Source organism: Neobacillus sp. NPDC093127, from assembly GCF_044754175.1.
GTDB lineage: Bacteria > Bacillota > Bacilli > Bacillales > Cytobacillaceae > Neobacillus.
In genome coordinates this window covers 147,763-166,034 of record NZ_JBIVOP010000005.1, presented here as the reverse complement: position 1 = coordinate 166,034, position 18,272 = coordinate 147,763, and the positions used below count along the sequence as shown (strand labels likewise).

20 protein-coding genes are annotated in these 18,272 nt (G+C 40.3%); 8 read left to right on the top strand and 12 right to left on the bottom strand.

The genetic code is table 11. From position 1 onward, the window contains the following. Positions 1-36: 36 nt before the first annotated feature. Positions 37-618, bottom strand: coding sequence for a hypothetical protein (locus ACIQCO_RS09335; RefSeq protein ID WP_400427713.1), 582 nt, complete (start codon positions 616-618; stop codon positions 37-39). Positions 619-843: 225 nt separating this feature from the next. Between ACIQCO_RS09335 and ACIQCO_RS09330 the strand changes: the two genes are divergently transcribed. Both ACIQCO_RS09330 and ACIQCO_RS09325 read left to right on the top strand, forming a co-directional pair. Beyond that, positions 844-1,050 (top strand): capping complex subunit for YIEGIA, encoded by a 207-nt coding sequence (locus tag ACIQCO_RS09330; protein WP_400427711.1) that lies wholly within the window; start codon positions 844-846, stop codon positions 1,048-1,050. Positions 1,051-1,185: 135 nt separating this feature from the next. Beyond that, the gene (locus ACIQCO_RS09325) at positions 1,186-1,803 is read left to right on the top strand and encodes a YitT family protein (protein WP_400427707.1); all 618 of its coding nucleotides are present in this window, start codon (positions 1,186-1,188) and stop codon (positions 1,801-1,803) included. Between the two features lie 12 nt (positions 1,804-1,815). On the opposite strand, the gene cysC is transcribed toward ACIQCO_RS09325, so the two are convergent. Genes cysC through ACIQCO_RS09300 form a run of 5 tightly spaced genes read right to left on the bottom strand, consistent with a single transcriptional unit; the run spans position 1,816 to position 5,641 of the window. After that, a complete protein-coding gene (gene cysC, locus ACIQCO_RS09320) occupies positions 1,816-2,415 on the bottom strand; it encodes an adenylyl-sulfate kinase (RefSeq protein WP_400427706.1) in 600 nt (199 codons plus the stop codon). Between the two features lie 12 nt (positions 2,416-2,427). Then, on the bottom strand, positions 2,428-3,576 hold the full coding sequence (sat, locus tag ACIQCO_RS09315; RefSeq protein ID WP_400427704.1) for a sulfate adenylyltransferase: 1,149 nt from the start codon (positions 3,574-3,576) through the stop codon (positions 2,428-2,430). A gap of 38 nt (positions 3,577-3,614) precedes the next feature. Further along, the gene (locus ACIQCO_RS09310; protein WP_400427701.1) at positions 3,615-4,325 is read right to left on the bottom strand and encodes a phosphoadenylyl-sulfate reductase; all 711 of its coding nucleotides are present in this window, start codon (positions 4,323-4,325) and stop codon (positions 3,615-3,617) included. Between the two features lie 36 nt (positions 4,326-4,361). Continuing rightward, the gene (locus ACIQCO_RS09305; RefSeq protein ID WP_400427700.1) at positions 4,362-4,889 is read right to left on the bottom strand and encodes a histidine phosphatase family protein; all 528 of its coding nucleotides are present in this window, start codon (positions 4,887-4,889) and stop codon (positions 4,362-4,364) included. Beyond that, a complete protein-coding gene (locus tag ACIQCO_RS09300) occupies positions 4,874-5,641 on the bottom strand; it encodes a phosphosulfolactate synthase (RefSeq protein ID WP_400427698.1) in 768 nt (255 codons plus the stop codon). The genes ACIQCO_RS09305 and ACIQCO_RS09300 overlap by 16 nt, the downstream gene beginning before the upstream one ends. A 187-nt stretch (positions 5,642-5,828) precedes the next feature. Between ACIQCO_RS09300 and ACIQCO_RS09295 the strand changes: the two genes are divergently transcribed. The 4 genes from ACIQCO_RS09295 to ACIQCO_RS09280 all read left to right on the top strand — a co-directional run bounded on the left by ACIQCO_RS09295 (position 5,829) and on the right by ACIQCO_RS09280 (position 9,307). Then, positions 5,829-7,049, top strand: a complete 1,221-nt coding sequence (locus ACIQCO_RS09295) for an MFS transporter (RefSeq protein ID WP_400427959.1) — start codon at positions 5,829-5,831, stop codon at positions 7,047-7,049. 99 nt (positions 7,050-7,148) lie between these two features. Beyond that, positions 7,149-7,430 carry a hypothetical protein gene (locus tag ACIQCO_RS09290; protein WP_400427697.1) on the top strand — a complete coding sequence of 94 codons (282 nt, stop codon included), beginning with the start codon at positions 7,149-7,151 and terminating at the stop codon, positions 7,428-7,430. Between the two features lie 36 nt (positions 7,431-7,466). Next, positions 7,467-8,378 carry a YIEGIA family protein gene (locus tag ACIQCO_RS09285; RefSeq protein ID WP_400427695.1) on the top strand — a complete coding sequence of 304 codons (912 nt, stop codon included), beginning with the start codon at positions 7,467-7,469 and terminating at the stop codon, positions 8,376-8,378. Between the two features lie 164 nt (positions 8,379-8,542). Then, complete coding sequence (locus ACIQCO_RS09280; RefSeq protein WP_400427693.1) at positions 8,543-9,307, top strand: sulfite exporter TauE/SafE family protein; 765 nt, start codon at positions 8,543-8,545, stop codon at positions 9,305-9,307. 154 nt (positions 9,308-9,461) lie between these two features. On the opposite strand, the gene ACIQCO_RS09275 is transcribed toward ACIQCO_RS09280, so the two are convergent. From ACIQCO_RS09275 to ACIQCO_RS09265, 3 genes are all read right to left on the bottom strand, one after another. Further along, a complete protein-coding gene (locus ACIQCO_RS09275; protein WP_400427691.1) occupies positions 9,462-9,947 on the bottom strand; it encodes a nitroreductase family protein in 486 nt (161 codons plus the stop codon). Beyond that, complete coding sequence (locus tag ACIQCO_RS09270; RefSeq protein WP_400427689.1) at positions 9,925-10,584, bottom strand: hypothetical protein; 660 nt, start codon at positions 10,582-10,584, stop codon at positions 9,925-9,927. The genes ACIQCO_RS09275 and ACIQCO_RS09270 overlap by 23 nt, the downstream gene beginning before the upstream one ends. A 105-nt stretch (positions 10,585-10,689) precedes the next feature. After that, positions 10,690-11,121, bottom strand: a complete 432-nt coding sequence (locus tag ACIQCO_RS09265) for a MarR family winged helix-turn-helix transcriptional regulator (RefSeq protein WP_400427688.1) — start codon at positions 11,119-11,121, stop codon at positions 10,690-10,692. Between the two features lie 275 nt (positions 11,122-11,396). Between ACIQCO_RS09265 and ACIQCO_RS09260 the strand changes: the two genes are divergently transcribed. Together ACIQCO_RS09260 and ACIQCO_RS09255 are read left to right on the top strand one after the other, a co-directional pair. Then, complete coding sequence (locus ACIQCO_RS09260) at positions 11,397-11,852, top strand: CBS domain-containing protein (RefSeq protein WP_400427686.1); 456 nt, start codon at positions 11,397-11,399, stop codon at positions 11,850-11,852. Between the two features lie 65 nt (positions 11,853-11,917). Continuing rightward, positions 11,918-13,162: an MFS transporter gene (locus ACIQCO_RS09255; RefSeq protein WP_400427684.1), complete on the top strand. Its 1,245-nt coding sequence runs from the start codon at positions 11,918-11,920 to the stop codon at positions 13,160-13,162. A gap of 36 nt (positions 13,163-13,198) precedes the next feature. On the opposite strand, the gene ACIQCO_RS09250 is transcribed toward ACIQCO_RS09255, so the two are convergent. The 3 genes from ACIQCO_RS09250 to ACIQCO_RS09240 form a co-directional block, all read right to left on the bottom strand. Further along, positions 13,199-14,104 carry a TIGR01777 family oxidoreductase gene (locus ACIQCO_RS09250; RefSeq protein ID WP_400427682.1) on the bottom strand — a complete coding sequence of 302 codons (906 nt, stop codon included), beginning with the start codon at positions 14,102-14,104 and terminating at the stop codon, positions 13,199-13,201. A 129-nt stretch (positions 14,105-14,233) separates the two neighbouring features. After that, positions 14,234-15,694, bottom strand: a complete 1,461-nt coding sequence (locus ACIQCO_RS09245; protein WP_400427679.1) for a protein adenylyltransferase SelO — start codon at positions 15,692-15,694, stop codon at positions 14,234-14,236. A 182-nt stretch (positions 15,695-15,876) separates the two neighbouring features. Next, positions 15,877-18,258 (bottom strand): polyprenyl synthetase family protein, encoded by a 2,382-nt coding sequence (locus ACIQCO_RS09240; protein ID WP_400427677.1) that lies wholly within the window; start codon positions 18,256-18,258, stop codon positions 15,877-15,879. Between the last annotated feature and the right edge of the window lie 14 nt (positions 18,259-18,272).

Sequence of the window (18,272 nt, the reverse complement as noted above, 5' to 3'; positions counted from 1 at the left end):
AAAAGGCACTCCAAAATGAGTGCCAAAACAAAATTACTATTTATCAGAAAAATTTTTCTTAACGCCGGCAAAGAATAACACCCCTGCTGCTTTCCTACTCAGCCCCATCCAAATCCAACTATAAAATAGCGAGAATAGCAAAATGATAATGGCCACTTTTATATTAAATGTTTGGGAAATAGAAGGCCCTAAAACAGGAAAACGAAAAATATATAATATGGCCATAATTCCTGCTGTTAGGGCAATGCCGCCAAATAATGTGATTGACAGCCAATTCTTCCATAGCTTAAAGGCTGTGCCTAAGCTTATCCCTAATAGTCCAGTTGTAAAAGGGAAAACAATCAGCTCACTTGGCTGAACAATCATTAATAACAAAATGGTTATGAAATAGGACATAAATCCTATCCTTAAAGAGATGAAGCAAGAAAGGACAATTGGAAGAGTAGCTAAGATACTTAATGCATAACCAATACCCGCAAAAATACCTGCTGACTGAAAAATGACTGCAATTGCAGAAAAAACAGCTCCTAATACTATTTTGGTTGTACGTGAATATTGTATGTTCAGATTAGACTGGGTATTTTGGTGTTGCTGTCTGTGTCCCTCAAGGTCTTTCATCGAAAACACCTCCTGTTTAAGTTAATGCTTTCGTATCCTCTAATATGATGTTTAATTTTTATCAAGGGATTTACCAAGCCAGCTTTTATAAAAACGTTTGTTTATACAGAATGGTATTCGGCCTAAGCATTAATTATTGGCAGCGTTGGCAATACTATTGGTGGGCTTAGGTAAATTGGTACTTATATGAATAAATTTTTTAATAGACGAGGAGGTTCCAACAATATGGGGAAAGAATCTTCCATTAAACCAGACTATAAAATTTTGGCTTATTTGACGGCAAACGAGCAACGTAAGGTTTCAGGGGCACCTTTATTTATGACATTAAAGACTGAGGAAGAGCTCAAAGAAACAACTGTAGATATTGCAAAGGCATTAAAAGCCGATGTTGTGAAGCTAAAAAATAACGATTATATGATTGTTCGAGTGTAAATGGTATCCTCCCTGAAATAACAATCCAACATATTCTTATTCCTTTCCTCATAAAATGGGACAAGGAAGGGCTGTCCTAGGGAGGGATAAATTTGAATAATTCTATAATCGACTTTAGGATTCATTTCCATTAAGATGAAGAAAAAGCTAATCATCTATGTTTGTTTACTCTTTGGGGCTAGCTTGCAGGGAATCGCCATGTCCTTGTTTTTATTTCCCCACTCCATCCCTTCTGGAGGGGCAGCTGGGATAGCCATCTTGATCAATCATTGGTTCCATTTATCACTAGGTTTTTCATTATGGCTGGCCAATATCGTTTTTTTACTGTTTGCGTTAAAATATTTTGGTTATACCTGGACCATTCGGACCATCATTTCGGTTGCAACTACCTCGACAATTGTAAGCATCCTCACTTCTCAATTTGTTCATCCGCATGTACATATTTTAGTGGACCTAGCTGCCGGTTCCCTCTTCTTTGGTATTGGAGTGGGCTTGCTGATTCGTGCGGGGGCTTCGAGTGGTGGAATGGTCATACCGGCATTGATGATTGCTTCCTACAAGAAATGGAGCCCCGGAAAGGTAATGATGGGGATTAACCTGTTTATTTTTTTGTTAACTGCATTTGTGATTGATTATAAAATTGTTATCTATGCCATCATTTGCCAATTTTTTTCAACTAATATTATTGATTTTATTTATACTTTAAAGTTTCAAAATATTAGTTTTTTAAACGCAAATTGGCGAAAAAGATAAGGAGATCCCCTTTTAAAGGATCTCCTTATCTTTTAAATACCCTACTATTTTGCTAATCGATTGTTCTACCGTTAGTTTATTGGTTTCAATAATAATTTCAGGATAAAATGGGCTTTCATATGGTGAAGAAATTCCTGTAAAATGAGGAATTTCTCCTTTGCGCGCTTTTTTATATAAACCTTTTGGGTCTCGGTCTTCACAAACTTGAATTGGACAATTTAAAAAGATTTCAATAAACTCTTCGTTTGCAAACATGTTGCGAACAAGGTCCCGATCCTCGCGAAATGGAGAAATAAATGCCGAGGAAACGATTTGTCCGCTATCAACAAATAACTTTGCTACTTCCCCAATTCTCCGAATATTTTCTTTCCGATCCACGTCCCGGAAGCTTAAATCACTGTTTAAACCATGCCGTACGTTATCCCCGTCTAAAACATAACTCTGACTGCCATGTTGAAATAACATGTGGTCCACGGCATTAGCTAAGGTAGATTTACCAGACCCCGATAATCCAGTAAACCAAAGAACACAACTTTTGTGACCGTTTAATTGATGGCGATCATGTTTGGTTACTGTTGATTCATGCCATGTTATGTGATTGCTTTTCCCCATTACCTACACCCTTTAGTTTTTTGTAAGAACCGTTTTCATTCCTTGAATAAGAATTTCCACAACCTCAGGACGACTGAATTCTTTTGGCGGCTGTTCGCCATTTTTCAACATCCCTCTTACCTTTGTTCCCGATAAAATCACATGAAATTGCTTGTCATGAGGGCATGTTTTCTCAGACGCCATGTTTTCACACTTTTTACAATAAAAGCTATGCTCAAAAAAAAGCGGTTTAATCCCTAGTTCATCCTTATTAAAATGGCTAAATATTTTTTGTGCATCATAGGTTCCATAATAATTTCCAACCCCTGCATGGTCTCTTCCAACGATAAAATGGGTGCATCCAAAATTCTTCCGGACTAGTGAATGAAAGATGGCCTCTCTTGGTCCAGCATAACGCATGGCAGCCGGGAACACCGACAAGAATACCCTATTCTTTGGATAATAATTTTCTAGCAGTACCTGATAGCTTTCCATACGGATTTCGCTAGGGATGTCATCAGACTTCGTCTCTCCTACCAGCGGATTTAAGAAAAGACCATCTACTATTTCTAATGCCGATTTTTGAATATATTCATGGGCTCGATGGACAGGATTTCTCGTTTGAAAACCAACCACGGTATTCCAGCCTAATTCTTGAAATCTTTCTCTCGTTTGAATCGGATCTAAATAATAGGATTGAAACTTATTTTGTTCCACCCTTTTAATTAAGGTGATTGGTCCCGCAATATAAATTTCCGGCCGTTCAAATAGCTTCTTTACACCTGGATGAGCCATGTCAGTTGTTTGATAAATGTTCTCGGCTTCCAGCGTTTTATCAGGTGAAAAAGTTTCCGTTACCTCCATTACCCCGTAAACCATGCCGTTATGAACAAGATTGATGGTTTCACCAATGCTTAGCTCCTCTGCTTTATTCCTATCAATAGCTAAGGTTATCGGTAATGACCACGGAAGCCCGTTTGCTAGTCTCATATTGTTTACAACAGACTCATAATCAGCCTTTCCCATAAATCCTTCCAGTGGACTATACGCGCCATTTGCGATTAACTCTAAATCACTTAATTCTACATTATCTAAGTCCACGTAATTTAAGGAAAAATCACTAGCAGCATTAAGGTTCATTCGATTAATTAATTTTCCGCCGTGCGGTACACTTTTACTCACTTTTTCCCCTCCCATACTCCTAGATTTATCTAAAAAGTCTATGTTTGATGAAGTCCGCACTCTGTTTTTGATGAATCGGCCCATCTGCCTGAACGAAGGTCCCCTGCTTCAGAGACAGGCTGCGTACAAGGGGCACATCCAATACTAGGATACCCCTGATCATGCAACGGATTGTACGGGAGCTTGTTTAAATGGATATAGGTCATAACATCTTCCCATGTCCAATGGATGAGCGGACAAATTTTTATTTTATGAAACTTTTCATCCTTATTAATGTACTGGATTCTGCTCCTTGAGAGGGATTGTTCTCGTCTTAAACCGGAAATCCATGCCTTGACACCAACAAGAGCTTCCTTTAAGGGGACAATCTTCCTCATGTGGCAGCAAAGATTTGGATTATCCTTCCACAGCTCATCCCCATACCATTTTTCCTGTTCCTCTAATGATATTTTAGGTTTAATTATTTTGATGTCTAAAGTAGGGTAGCGACTCTTTACTTCTTCAATCAATCCATATGTTTCCGGAAAATGAAGTCCTGTATCAAGAAAAATAATTTTTGCCGATTTGTTTACTTTATGAATCAAATCGATTAACACAATCCCCTCGGCTCCAAAGCTGCACGAATATACAATTTCATCCCCGTATTCACTAAAAGCCCATTTTAGAATTTCTACAAAGTCTTGGTGTTGTTCCACAAGGGCAGCGACCTTTTTTTCTTCCCAATTGTCATATATTAATTGCTTAGACAACATTCAGCCCTCCCATTTTCTCCCTAAAGCACCATATTAAATTGATAATGTAATACATGCATTGTTTTCAACGACTATTTTATTCATCTGATTGATATGACCGTCCTGATGGTACGAAATCATGGCTCGAATCCATGATCCGTGGCCAAATACTAAAATATTCCGAAACCCCTTATATTTTTCTAAAAACAAAGCAATCCTGCCCTCTAAGTTACAAATACTTTCTCCTAAAACCAATTCTTTTGGCTGACTCATCCACTTTTCACCAAACTCCAGCATAAGTTTTTCCTTTGGCAGCCCTTCAAACTGGCCAAAATCTAATTCATCCAATAAGGATTCAGGTTCGCATTTGTAACCATAAAGACAGGCTGTTTGCTGAGTACGTTTTAAGGTACTAGCTAAAACGACGTCAAATGGTGACAATCCTTGTAAAATTTGTTGATTCGCGGCCATTCCTTTTTGAAACTCTTCTGTTAAAAAAGAAATTTCAATATCCCTCCTCCCTTGGAGCTTCTGCTGTTTATTCCATTCAGTCGGCAGATGCCTAATTAAAGTAAGTTGCATTCACTTGCCTCCAAAAAAAACGTTTCACTCCTAAGGCCGCAGCGCTGTGCCTCTAAAACTAAAACATCTTGAAGTTTCACATTTCCTAAATTAACATTTGGTCCTATTTCTTTAATAAAATACATTTGATGTTTGGGCGAAGGCGCTTCAAAAATGATTTTTTCAGCATCAGCAACCTCGAGTAATTCATGAATTAAGTCGGAATTAATCGTGCCATTTTTTTCATAAATCCCAGCTGTGCCTGAATCTCTGCCCTCAGTAATCACATATTCGCAGCCCGCCTTTAGTAAAAGCCTTACTTCTTCCTTCCATTCAGATACAGGCATAGTATGATCTGCATCCTTTGAGCCAACCTCTGCAATCACACGAAAATCCTTTTTTAACCAAGAGATGATTTGGAGGCGTTCTTGTAGAGGAATTTCTAAAGTCCCATTAGAAATCTCAATCCATTCTATGCCTAGATTGTGTAAATAGCTGATATATTCAGGTAATTTATTTTGGTAATAACACTTTTCAAATAAGGTGCCTCCGCAATATGGCTTAATCTTATATTCCTTATATAAGTCCACCTTTTTCTTTACATTTGGGGTCACATAGGCAGAGCCGATTCCAATTTTTGCAATGTCTATAATGTGGCCGTAATCGACTAAAATATTGTTTAATTCTCCCAGTGGGGTTCCGAAATCGACAACAGATGTCAAGCCGGAAGTCCTATTTCCGGATGTCCTTTTCGGTATAGTTAAAAAATCCATAGGGAAAGCCTCCTCCATTTTTCTAGGATAGAGTATTCAAAATATGGGTGGGAGTGTAAATAATAGGCTTATTCCTCAGAAAATAGGCATTTGCCCTGTATAAACTGCTGGGTCACCTCAAACAATATAAAGGCGTGATTCTTATAGTGAGAGGTGTACTTAATTGCCAAAGCAAAAACCTAAAGGCATGACTATATTTGCAATCAGTTCAATTCCGCTAATTCTTGTCTTAGGTAACTCGATGTTGATTCCGATTCTCCCAAAAATGAAAACAGAATTAGACGTTAGCCAATTTAAGATTAGCTTAATAATTTCGGTGTTTTCAATTGCTGCAGCGATTTCTATTCCGGTTTTAGGCTATCTGTCAGACCGCTTTTCACGAAAGGCGGTTATTATTCCTGCTCTTATTCTATATGGGTGTGGAGGGCTTTTAGCAGGTGCTGCCGCGGCGTGGTTTTCCAATTCCTATACATGGATTATTGCGGGAAGGATTATGCAAGGGATTGGGGCTGCCGGAACTGCCCCAATTGCCATGGCCTTAACAGGAGATTTATTTACGGGTGGAGAACAAAGCAAGGTTTTAGGCTTGGTAGAGGCTTCAAATGGTTTTGGAAAAGTTATTAGTCCGATTATTGGTTCTCTTTTAGCCCTGCTTTTCTGGTACGCAGCCTTTTTTGCTTTTCCGATTTTTTGTCTTATTTCTATCCTATTGGCGATCTTTTTTATCAAAGAAAAGAAAGCAGAAAAAGAGCCGCCGCCTGTAGGAAAATATGTAAAAGGTTTGATTTCCGTTTTTAAAACAGAAGGACGCTGGTTATTTGCTGCCTATTTAACAGGTGCTGTCTGTTTATTTACCTTATTTGGGATTTTGTTTTATATTTCCGATATTCTCGAAAAGGATCATCATATTGATGGACTGATTAAAGGATGTATTTTAGCGATACCGCTTTTATTTATGACCATCACTTCCTACATCACGGGAAGTAAGATTGGGAAAAAAATGAAATTAATGAAAGCTTTAATTATTATAGGATTACTATTAATGACCGGTTCATTTGCATCGCTGATTTTCTTTAAAAAATTAATTCCTTTTTTCTCCGTACTCGTTATTAGCAGTATTGGAACAGGTCTTGCCCTGCCCTGTATCAATAGCTTTATTACAGGATCTGTTCCTGCAGACCGAAGGGGATTCGTCACATCGTTATATGGGTCCGTTCGTTTCTTAGGTGTTGCAATCGGTCCGCCTATTTTTAGTAAATTAATGGAATGGTCGCGTCCTGGGATGTTTTTAACAACCGCCGGATTAACTCTTGTTTCTGCACTGCTTTGCTTAGTACTTATCCATGTAGCGAAAAAAGAACCTGAAAAAGAAAGTGACACCTTATTTGAAAAATTGCAGTTCACTTAGGAAGATGGAAATAGGTAATCTCATTTTAGAAACTTATGCAAAGTTTGCTTTTTAAAAGCTTACTCGACCTTAGCTTAACATTGAAAGGAGTAAATTCGATTGCAAATATATTTTTCCCCTGAGGTTATTACACCGCAATTCCAAGTATTAAATGTGGTAGATTCCGCGGGCAAAGCAGTTGGGAACGTCGCCTTTTTGTTTGATGAAAAAAAACTGTACGTATATGGAATTTTGGAAGAGGAAGGGGTCGGTGCAGATTTCAAAGATTTAGTTACCCCTTATCTAAAAGGATTAACAAAGGCAAAACCTGGACTGGATATTTTCACCTGTTTGTATGTAGGATGTAAGAAAATTAAGCTGAACGAAGAACAACAAAAATAGCAATAACATTAAATACGTAATCATTGGAGTGAAACCATGAAGGACGGCTTGATTTCCCATGAACACCTCGTCATGATTGTAACCGCTGTAATTGTCGGGACGCTGGCAAGGCTGTTCACGATTATAGAAGACTATCGGCAATATCCTAGTTATCCAAATGGTTATTTAATACATCTCCTAACAGGGTTTGTATCTGCTGCCATAGGAGCGGTTGCTGTTCCCGCATTAATGACCAAAAACTTTATCGCCGTTACGTTCCTAACAGCTGCTGCCCAACAATTTCGAGATGTTAGAAAATCAGAACGAGAAAGTCTTAAGGATTTAGAACACACAGAATATGCATATCGCGGTGAGGCCTATATCGACGGCATTGCCAAAACCTTTGAATCCCGTAATTATTTTGCCCTAATCGTTGCTTTAATAACTGCGATTACCATGGAGCTCATTGATGCCAAAGCCACCTGGGTCAATGTTATAGCTGGATCGCTCGTAGGCTTGATTGTTTTTTATTTTTTGAAAAGATTTTCAAAAGGAAAATCAATAGGCGATATTGCGGATGTTGAACAAGGAACCGTTGAAGTGAGAGAATCTGAGCTTTATGTAGACGGCATGTATGTATCAAATCTATTAGGATCAGATCATGCTTCCAAGCTGTTTGAAACTGAAGGCTTAGCCGTTATCATTAAACCCCATGAAAATCATTTACGAATCACATTGGATCATTTCGGGCAAAGGCAAGCTGCCCTTTTTGAAGCAACAAGGGCGTTAGGATTAAAACGCTATCACTTTACAAGAAGGGATTTTGAAAATGGCAGAATTGTCATTACCCTTGTGCCCATCATTAACGATATTGACCGGCTGATTGAAGCAGTGAAGAAAACGCCATTGCTAGAAAGCACCAGAAAAAGTAAGGCGGTTATGAACACCAATCTAGTGGGCAAAAAATAAGAGCAGTTGCAGCGATTAAAACCTGCTGTACTGCTCTTTTTTTGCTTTATGGGAGGTCTAATTGTCCAACATGCAAAACGGGCGCTGCAACCTGTAACAAGGCATTTACCTACTTCATAAATTACTTTGTAAAGTAGTTTAGAGAAATTTGGAGTGTGTGCCTTGTGAGTATTGGAATCATCGTAATGGGGCTTTTAATTGGCTTTATGGTCGGATTAACAGGAGTGGGAGGTGCGGCCCTTTTAACACCAGTATTAATTTTATTAGGAATAAGTCCATCCATCGCTGTCGGAACGGATCTAGTTTACAATTCCATCACGAAGTTTTTTGGTTCTTTCCAGCATTGGCGGCAAAAGACAATTAATCTCAAGTTGGTTAAGTACTTGGCGATTGGAAGTATTCCAAGTGCTATTTGTGCAGTGGGGATTCTCCATTTATTTGATTCCTTTTTTCATAATGAGGAACAAGTGATTAAACATGCATTAGGATACGTATTAATATTAGTGGCATTGACTACATTAATTAAAACGTTTATGAAAAATAAATTGGAATGGAATCGTCTACAGTTAAAGTCAATCTATGAAAAACGGTCCCTTACGATAGCAATTGGCGCAATATTGGGCTTTATTGTTGGTTTAACCTCCATTGGATCTGGGTCATTGTTCGCATTAGCAATGCTTTATTTATTTAGGATGAGTCCCTCAGAGTTAGTCGGAACGGATATTGCTCATGCTTTCTTATTGGTTACTGCCGCTGGAATGATGCATGCCGGGATTGGCAATGTAGATTACCTTTTAATGATAAACCTTTTAGTTGGATCCATCCCGGGGGTCATATTGGGGAGTACCTTATCATCGAAATTACCTGCAAAACCATTAAGAACAATCATGGCTTTAATGATATTGGTGAGTGGATTTAAGTTAATTTAACCAAGACTATAAACAATGGGGCAGTCCTCTGGGCGCTTGAAAATTAGAAATTGAAGGATTAGCCGTTACGGCCGCCAATAACCCTATTGGCGGCCGTTTTTTTCTATTTGGAGGTTTTCGGTCGGGTAGAACCCCTCTAAAAATGAATCAATGTTTAAGGTAAATAGTTGAGTTTATTTTCAATTGGAGTTCGTGGTTTTGGATCGGGGATCATCTCCGGGTATCCAATTGCAAGAACACCAAGCAAATCATAATTATCAGGTACGGTTAGAAGCGCGCGTTTTTGTTCTGTTATACCTATGGACGACCAAAATGTCCCCACGCCCTCGGACCATGCAGCTAAATTAAAATTTTGGATAAAACAGGCTGTTGCGGCTGCATTTTCTTCGGTTTCAACCTTGGTTGCCCCGTGTCTTGATAACACCGCCATTACAGTAGGTGCGTTCCCAAAATTTGTTTTATGATTTAATTTTCCTCTTGTTTCTGGACCGATAAAATAAATTTCCCACGGCTCAGTCATACGGTGATTGGGTGCCATTGTGGCGGCATCTAACCAGATTTTAATCAGGGTTTCATCGACTTTATCCGCCTTAAAATTTTTTATATTCCGGCGTGATTTAATTAAATCTATCATATTCATTCTTGTTTCCTCCCATTTGTTCAGAAGGGATTGTTTTACACAGAACCCCTTTCTGATTTAATAAAGTACTAATTTGTTCAAGTTGTGCAGAATTTCCTATCACAATGAAATTCGAACGAAATAGATCCCTTTTCACACGAATTGTCAATTTATAGGAATTATTCACCTTCGAATCTAGACCATATAAGTCATGCCAACGGACGATTTGCTCAGTCTCATAATTTTTAATTTGACTGTAGGTGAAATATTTTCCATTAAGAACGATACCTTTTGGAAGAATAAATAAATTCCCTCGGTGCCGTATTGAGCTAATGATGGCGAAAAATAAATAGGCAAAACTAAAATAGGAAGAGTCTAACCAATTGGTAGTAAGGACAATCACCAAAAGGGCAGTTAATAAAACTAAGGCAGCAACCGTTCCCCATACTACAAATCGATAGGACTTTGTGTTTTTTGTAAGGGGCTCCATCTGTTTCCATTCATGCGGGATAATAATGCCTGCAAACTCACTCTCATTCATTGGATAGAGTGCATCCTTTGAAAGCTCAGCCGCTTTTTTCAAATTGTAAAGATTTCGGATTAAGTAATAAATTCCACTTAAAAAAATGGCAGTAAATAAGATAGTAGTTAGTATCAATGTTATTCCTTCCTAATAAGTAATTCATTTGGAATTATTTTTTCAATGTGATCATATCAATTTTCCAGAAATAACTTCTTGCGTATCAAACTTTCCCCCTCCCTCCTACTGCTCTTGAATCGCAGATTGATTAAACTTTTTTAAAAGTTCTCCGAATACTTTGCTTTCTTCCTCAGACCAACTTTCCAACACTTCCACAATTCTCGCCAATCGTGCATGTTTGTTTTCCGTGTATTCCTTTTTACCCAATTCCGTAATTTGGAGAGAGTACGCTCTTCCATCTAGCGGATCCGGAATTCTGTACACATATCCTTTTTGCTCAAGAGCTGCAGTTTGCCTGCTTACTGTGGAAATATCCAATTGGAATTCACCAGCCAAAGCCTTTACCCCCGCAGCCCCATTGGAGATGATTTGGTGTAGTAATAAATAGGCAGATCGGTCAAGATTACCGAATTTTTTATGGGATGAAATTGAAGTGGTCCGGCGAATTAAGATGGCCAGTTCTAGTTCAATTATTTCCAACACATGTTCATTCATCTTATAACTTCCTCACTGTTAACCGTATTTAACTAGCCCTATAATATCATAATTACGATTATCTTTGTAATCTCTAGGAAATGCTTAGGGTTGGAACTGGATCATTGCTTGCGCAAAATTCTCCTTGTTCATTAATAATAATTCAAGTTCAAAATGGAAATGCTATTATACAAAAACGCTATTGACATAGTGAAAAATGGTTGTATAATACAAACATATAGTTTCATCATACAACCATTTGAAAAAGAAGGAAATTTATTATTGGGGGATTTAATATGCTCGCGCATGAAATCATGATTAGCCAAGTTCATAAGGTGAAGGAAACCGACACAGTCCGTTCCGTCATCGAAAAATTTATTAAGTATCGTATCAGCGGACTTCCCGTGGTTAACGACAGAAACGAAATTATTGCCTTCGTAACTGATGGGGATATAATGCGTTACATCGGTAAACATGATGATCGGATTGTGGATGCAATCTACTACACCTTTGTGATAAAGGGAGATATCGAAGATTTCCAGGAACGAGAACAAAGAATACTAAATTTAAATGTGCTTGAAATTGCCAATAAAAAGGTTATTAAAGTCGCCTGGGATGAGAAATTGGAGAACATTGCTGCGATTCTAGGAAAAAGACAAATAAAAAAACTTCCTGTCGAACGGAATGGAGTATTGGTCGGTATTATCAGCCGCGGCGATGTCATTAGGCATTCCTTTAAAGCCCTGCTGTAAAAGTAGCTTTGCTCACATCCTTGATCGTGTTTCGGAAATTTTGTTACAGAAGAGGGGAAAATACTATGTCAGTTAGAACACAATCTGCTCCGGTAACTCAGGCAAAAGCACTTTCTGCAGCCGGAGTAAATCCGAGTCTTCTAAAACAGCCGAAAGCAGTATGGGCCGTCTTTTTTGCCTGTATCATCGCTTTCATGGGGCTTGGTCTTGTTGATCCGATTTTGCCGGCAATCGCCAAACAATTAGACGCCTCACAGAGTGAGGTAACCCTGCTTTTCACTAGCTACAACGCTGTAATGGCAGTGGCAATGCTTATTACCGGTGCTATTTCGTCAAGAATTGGAGTCAAGTGGACACTCTTAACTGGTATTATCATTATTGCGTTATTTTCAGCCCTTGGAGGATCGTCGAATAATATCTGGGCACTCGTCGGCCTACGCGGTGGCTGGGGTCTCGGCAATGCCCTGTTTGTCGCCACCTCTCTTGCCGCAATTGTGTCACTTTCAAATAGCGGAACCGCAAAAGCCATCATTTTATATGAAGCCGCAATTGGACTTGGCATTTCCGTTGGACCACTGCTTGGCGGCTGGTTAGGCGGAATGTCATGGAGAGGCCCGTTTCTTGGTGTGGCAACATTGATGGTCATTGCCTTTATTGGCCTTTCCATATTAATGCCTAAATCGAATTCCAAAGCGACTGTAAAAACCAAAACATCCTTACTGGATCCGTTCCGTGCTTTAAAACACCGTTCGCTTTTAACATTCGGAATAGCAGCAGCCCTTTACAACTTTGGATTTTTCACCCTGCTTGCTTACGCGCCTTTCGTATTGGGATTAGATGAACATGGTTTAGGCTTTGTATTCCTAGGTTGGGGGTTATTGCTCGCCGTCACCTCTGTTTTCATGGCGCCAAAACTTCAACAAGCGTTTGGAACGATTAAATCCATGTCTCTTATGTTAGTCTTATTTGCTCTCCTGCTCTTAGTCATGGGTATCTGGACGTCAACTCAATGGGTCGTTATCACCGCGGTTATTTTAGCTGGAGCATTATTAGGAAATAACAATACATTAATTACAACGGCCGTTATGAACTCAGCCCCTGTTGAACGCTCAACAGCATCTGCTGCCTATAGCTTCCTGCGTTTTCTTGGCGGAGCGATTGCACCATTTCTTGCAGGTAAATTGGCTGAGTGGTACAACCCGCATGTTCCCTTTATTGTTGGCGCAGCGTTTGTGCTTATTTCCGTGCTGTTTATTGGCATGAATCATAAACATGTGAAGCACGTCGATCAGGCTGGTGCTGGCCATTGATTAAATTTTAGAATCTGCCATAGAGCAGATCTTTTTTCAATTTTTTATAAGTAAATCTTCCAATGCGGTATAGAGTGTAGGGAACATAAATTCAAACCCTTCTTCTAATAACACTTTGGGAACCACATGCTGCCCTTCAAGAACAAGTGTACTTTTTTGTCCCAGGACCATTTTCATGGCAAATGCAGGCACTGGGAGCCAGTGCGGCCGATGTAAAACTGAACCAATGGTTTTACCGAAATCCTTCATCTGGATTGGCGAAGGCGAAGTGACATTAACAGGTCCAGATAAGTTTTCATGGTCAATGACAAAGTGAATAGCGCGGACAACATCCAACACATGCACCCATGATACCCACTGTTCACCCGAACCAACCGTCCCGCCGACGAACAATTTATAAGGCAGCGCCATGAGGGGAAGTGCACCGCCTTCAATGCCAAGCACAACTCCGAATCTCATAAAAATGACACGAATTCCATGTGCTTCCGCCTGTTTCGCTTTGTTTTCCCAGTCAAGTACCGTCTTGCCAAGAAAATCAGTGGCCGTTTCTGGTGAATTTTCCGTATATATAGTATTTATCGATGCCGGGTAAATGCCGATTGCACTGGCATTGATTAGTACAGAAGGCTTGTCAGGCAATGCTGCGATTATTCTTACTAACTCGTCTGTTGCTTTCATCCGGCTGTCGTAAATTTGTTTCTGATGGTTTGCATTCCATCTGCCATCGTTTATGGAAACACCTGCTAAGTTAATAAATACATCAGCAATTTTTATTTCTTTTTCTGGAGAAGTGCCTTCCTCAAGCCACTTAACGTAAGTCACATTCCCAGCAGGCTGCTTATCCTTCCTTGTTAAAATAACAATTTGATGCCCCGCTTCGTGAAGGATGTCTGTCAACTTCTGTCCAATAAATCCGGAACCGCCAGCAATAACAATTTTCACTCTTCCACCTCCGCTCTCCTGTTTGGTGCACCTTAGCATATCTTTGATATATTTAATTTTACCATATGAAAAAGGTTTAGTCCGCAATTGACTAAACCCTTGTACGTTCTAATTCAAGTTTAAAAGCAATCATGTCCCGCAAAAGGTCCGGTAAGGTTGGGTTGATGGCGCAGGAAGTGTGGAGTAAACAGCCTGTTCGCTCGTGTGCGCAAAAGGGTTTGAAAGAACATCAAGAAGCTTCTCCATCACGCTATAGTCTCCATGTTGCACTGCTGCTTCTAGTGCCTCTTCTACCCGGTGGTTCCGTGGAATAATTGCAGGATTGCTGTTTTGCATCAACTGAATCGAGGAGGCTTTCGATTCCTCTTGTCTTTCTTGCCTTGCCTGCCACTGTTCATTCCATTGAGCAAATTCTGATGTACCAAACAGGGACAAATCCTCATGACTTTCAAATGTTAAAGCGCGGAAGGTATTGGTATAGTCCGCACGATACTTCTGCATCATAGTAAGAAGGTTTTCAATTAGGGATTCGTCCTCTGCCTCTTCATTAAATATTCCTAGTTTCGCCCTCATGCCCGCAAGCCAATTACTCTTATACTGCTCCATATAACCTGAAATCGCAGCCTGGGCAAGGTTAACAGCCTCATCCTGATCCTCATGCAGCAGCGGCAATAGGGTTTCAGCAAAGCGAGCGAGATTCCACCCGCCTATATATGGCTGATTGCCATAAGCATACCGGCCATTCCTGTCAATGGAACTGAAAACTGTATCCGGGTCGTATTCATCCATAAAGGCGCATGGACCATAATCAATCGTTTCACCACTAATCGCCATGTTATCGGTATTCATCACCCCGTGGATAAAACCAACTAGCTGCCATTTGGAGATTAACATGGCCTGACGCTTAATCACTTCCTGAAGCAGTGAAAGATATCGGCCCTCATCCGCTTCAACATCTGGAAAATGACGGTTAAGTGTATAGTCAGCCAGGACCCGAAGTTCCTCCACTGTGCCCCATTTTGCAACGTATTGAAAGGTGGCGACACGCAGATGACTGGCAGCCACACGGGTTAGAATCGCACCAGGCAGTTCGGTTTCGCGGATTACTGACTCACCGGTTGTCACCACTGCAAGACCGCGGGTGGTAGGGATACCAAGCGCATGCATGGCTTCGCTGATGATGTATTCGCGCAGCATCGGTCCCAGTGCCGCTCGACCATCCCCTCCGCGGGAGTACGGTGTTCTGCCTGGACCCTTGAGCTGAATATCAACCCGATTACCTGTGGGAGTAATCTGCTCGCCAAGCAGTATAGCCCTGCCGTCCCCTAACATCGTAAAGTGTCCAAATTGATGCCCCGCGTAAGCTTGAGCAAGCGGCGAAGCGCCTTCGGGAATTTGATTGCCGGCAAGAAAGGAAGCTCCCTCTTCACTTCGCAAAGCCTCATCGTTCAACCCCAAGGATTTTGCTAGGGTATGATTGAAAATAATCAATTTCGGCGAGCGGACTGCGGTTGGGTTGACGCTGGAAAAAAATGATTTCGGCAGACGGGCATAACTGTTATCGAAGTTCCAACCTGTATTTTTTGACATCGTATCTCCTTTTCTTCTTTTGAACATTCGTTCTCGGATATAATTAGTTTCGTTCAAAAGCTTTGATGATCCGTTACATCCTATATTTTATCGCTAATCCTATTAAGAAATTCCTAGCTTATTTATTGCCGGATTCTTATAATTCTTAAAGCAGCTACATCATTTTTAAATATCACTACCGCTTAATGATCTCTGTTCACAATATAATTCAATAAATGCTTCAGAAAAGTCGTCTTTAGCTGCACCTTTTGCACCGCTTCCATGGCAAGACAGTAATGTTCCCACATCGCCTTTCTGGCACCTTCCAGACCTAGAATTGACACAAAGGTTGAATTTTTGTTTTCAGCATCTTTGCCAATCGATTTGCCAAGTTTGGACAGCTCGCCTTCCACATCAAGCAAATCATCCTTTATCTGAAACGCAATGCCGGTATGATAGGCATATTTTTTCAAAGCTCGTATTTCCAATTCGTTGGTTTGTGCGAGAATCGCAGGCATGATGAGCGAAGCTTCGAAACCTATCCCGGTTTTATTAAAGCACATTAGATTCAATTGTTCCAGTGTCAATGGTTTTCCTTTGGATTCTAAGTCCATCGCCTGTCCCCTGCACATATCTGCTGTCATTTGCGCCGAATATTGGATTAACGTCAGTACCGTTTTCGAATCGAACTGGTCAAGTGATGCTTGTTCTTCAGTAGCCTTCTGGGTCAGAAAGAGTGCGGTTAATTCTGCGATTGCAATGTTATACGTCTTATGGAGGGTTGGACGCCCCCTGCGGAAGGACGCATTATCCTGGGATGGCAGATCATCGAAGATTAGCGAGGCCGTATGCATATATTCCAATGATTTCAGAAGTGGCACGATTGTGGAACCTTTTAATCCGTATTCATTAACACCCATGACCCAAGCCACAATGGGCCGGAGCCTCTTTCCATCTCCTTTTAAACTGTAATTTGCCGCATTAATGATAGGCTCAAACATCAAAGGAGTATGATCGAGTTTAGGAATAGGCAAGATGTGGTTAATCTGATTTCGGACGATTTCGATCGTATCTACAAAATCTTCCTGCTCTTTCCGTTCATTTTTCAGAATGGTCATCATATAGTCCCGAAGCAATTTATCAAAGAAATCCACATCATCCGCTTTTCGAACCATTTTTTGGATGATACGATTAAATTCCGGATTTCCAGAAGCAAACAACTCCATCACTTCGTTGTATTGTTTGCTCCCGAATCGTTCTTTAAAACGTTTTAGTCCGTTGATTGCACGATCCAGCATCACCTCACTCGTCGTAGTATCAGAGTGATAGATGTTATGGATTAAATTGGAAATGACCGTCCAGTATAATTCAAAGGGATTGATAAGATCGGGGCGTCTAAGATGATGTTTCAGATAATAGGTGTAGGGTGTCACTGCACCATCCTTTAAGTCATCAAAGATATCAGCAAAATCATCTGCCAGCTGGTTGTAAATGCCATAAAAGAATGTTCGGTTATCAAAGCCCTCATCCTCAGGAGCGCTGAGTACCGAACGAGCAATTAATCTTGAAGAAGAGGATTTTAAAATAATCGGGATGTAAAGCTCTTCATTAGTGTAATTTTCATTGGATATATCCTTTACACGATCCATTTCTTGGGAATGAAAAAACACATAGGCTTGCTCGGAAAATTTCCTCCTTGACTGCGCCCCCTGGTGGCCCTTAATATACTCAAAGGCCTCACGTAGTTCCTTATGAATATACCGGATCAGGTTTGTGTTACTTCCAGTCCACTTGCCCAATTTAGGCACAGTTCCTGTGATAAGGGTAGTACGTATCAAATCTGAATATTGTTTTTTCTCATGAGCGGACAAAATGTCTGAATCCAGGAGATCGTCTATGAAAGGATATGTCAGACCATAGGAAAACCCAAGTCTAATTGCTTTATCTAGTTTGGAAGTCCGATCTTCGGCAGATATCTCCGAACCCATCTCTTCAAACTCGTGCAACAATACTCCGGCAATAATTTTAATTAGTTTTCGCTGAGCTTGCTCCGCGTCCATCCCCTTTGGAATATTGGTGGAAACAGTCTTCAGTTTGTCGAATACCCAGATAATCGTGGATTCAACACCTTCCTTCTGTGCCCATCGGTACAACCCGGCCATACTAAACGACTCAGTTTTATCTCCTCGGTCAGTTGTCAAATGGTTCTTTAAATTGTCAACTGCATGCCGAACCCTATTCTTGGTGTCAGATGAGTCAAGTCCTTTCCCCAAGTCGCGCATGAAAATATAGGAGATGCTTCGCTCCAGATAATTATCTAGTTTGCCTCTGTAATCCAGCCATTGAATATAATGGTGGTACTCGCGAGAATCCGGTTTTCCTTTTCCTCGCGAAAAAAAGGATAATAAGGATGGATGATGAATATGGTTCTGTTTCCAGGATTGAATATCTTTTGTCAAGGTAGGAACATAGGTCTTTTGTGAGACTAGCTCATAAAGTACTCGGAAATAATCAGCAGCCTTTTCCTCAGCCAGCCGGTAGCATGCATCGGCATTTTTTACTAACTCCTCATTCATCCAGTACATACAATACCTCTACT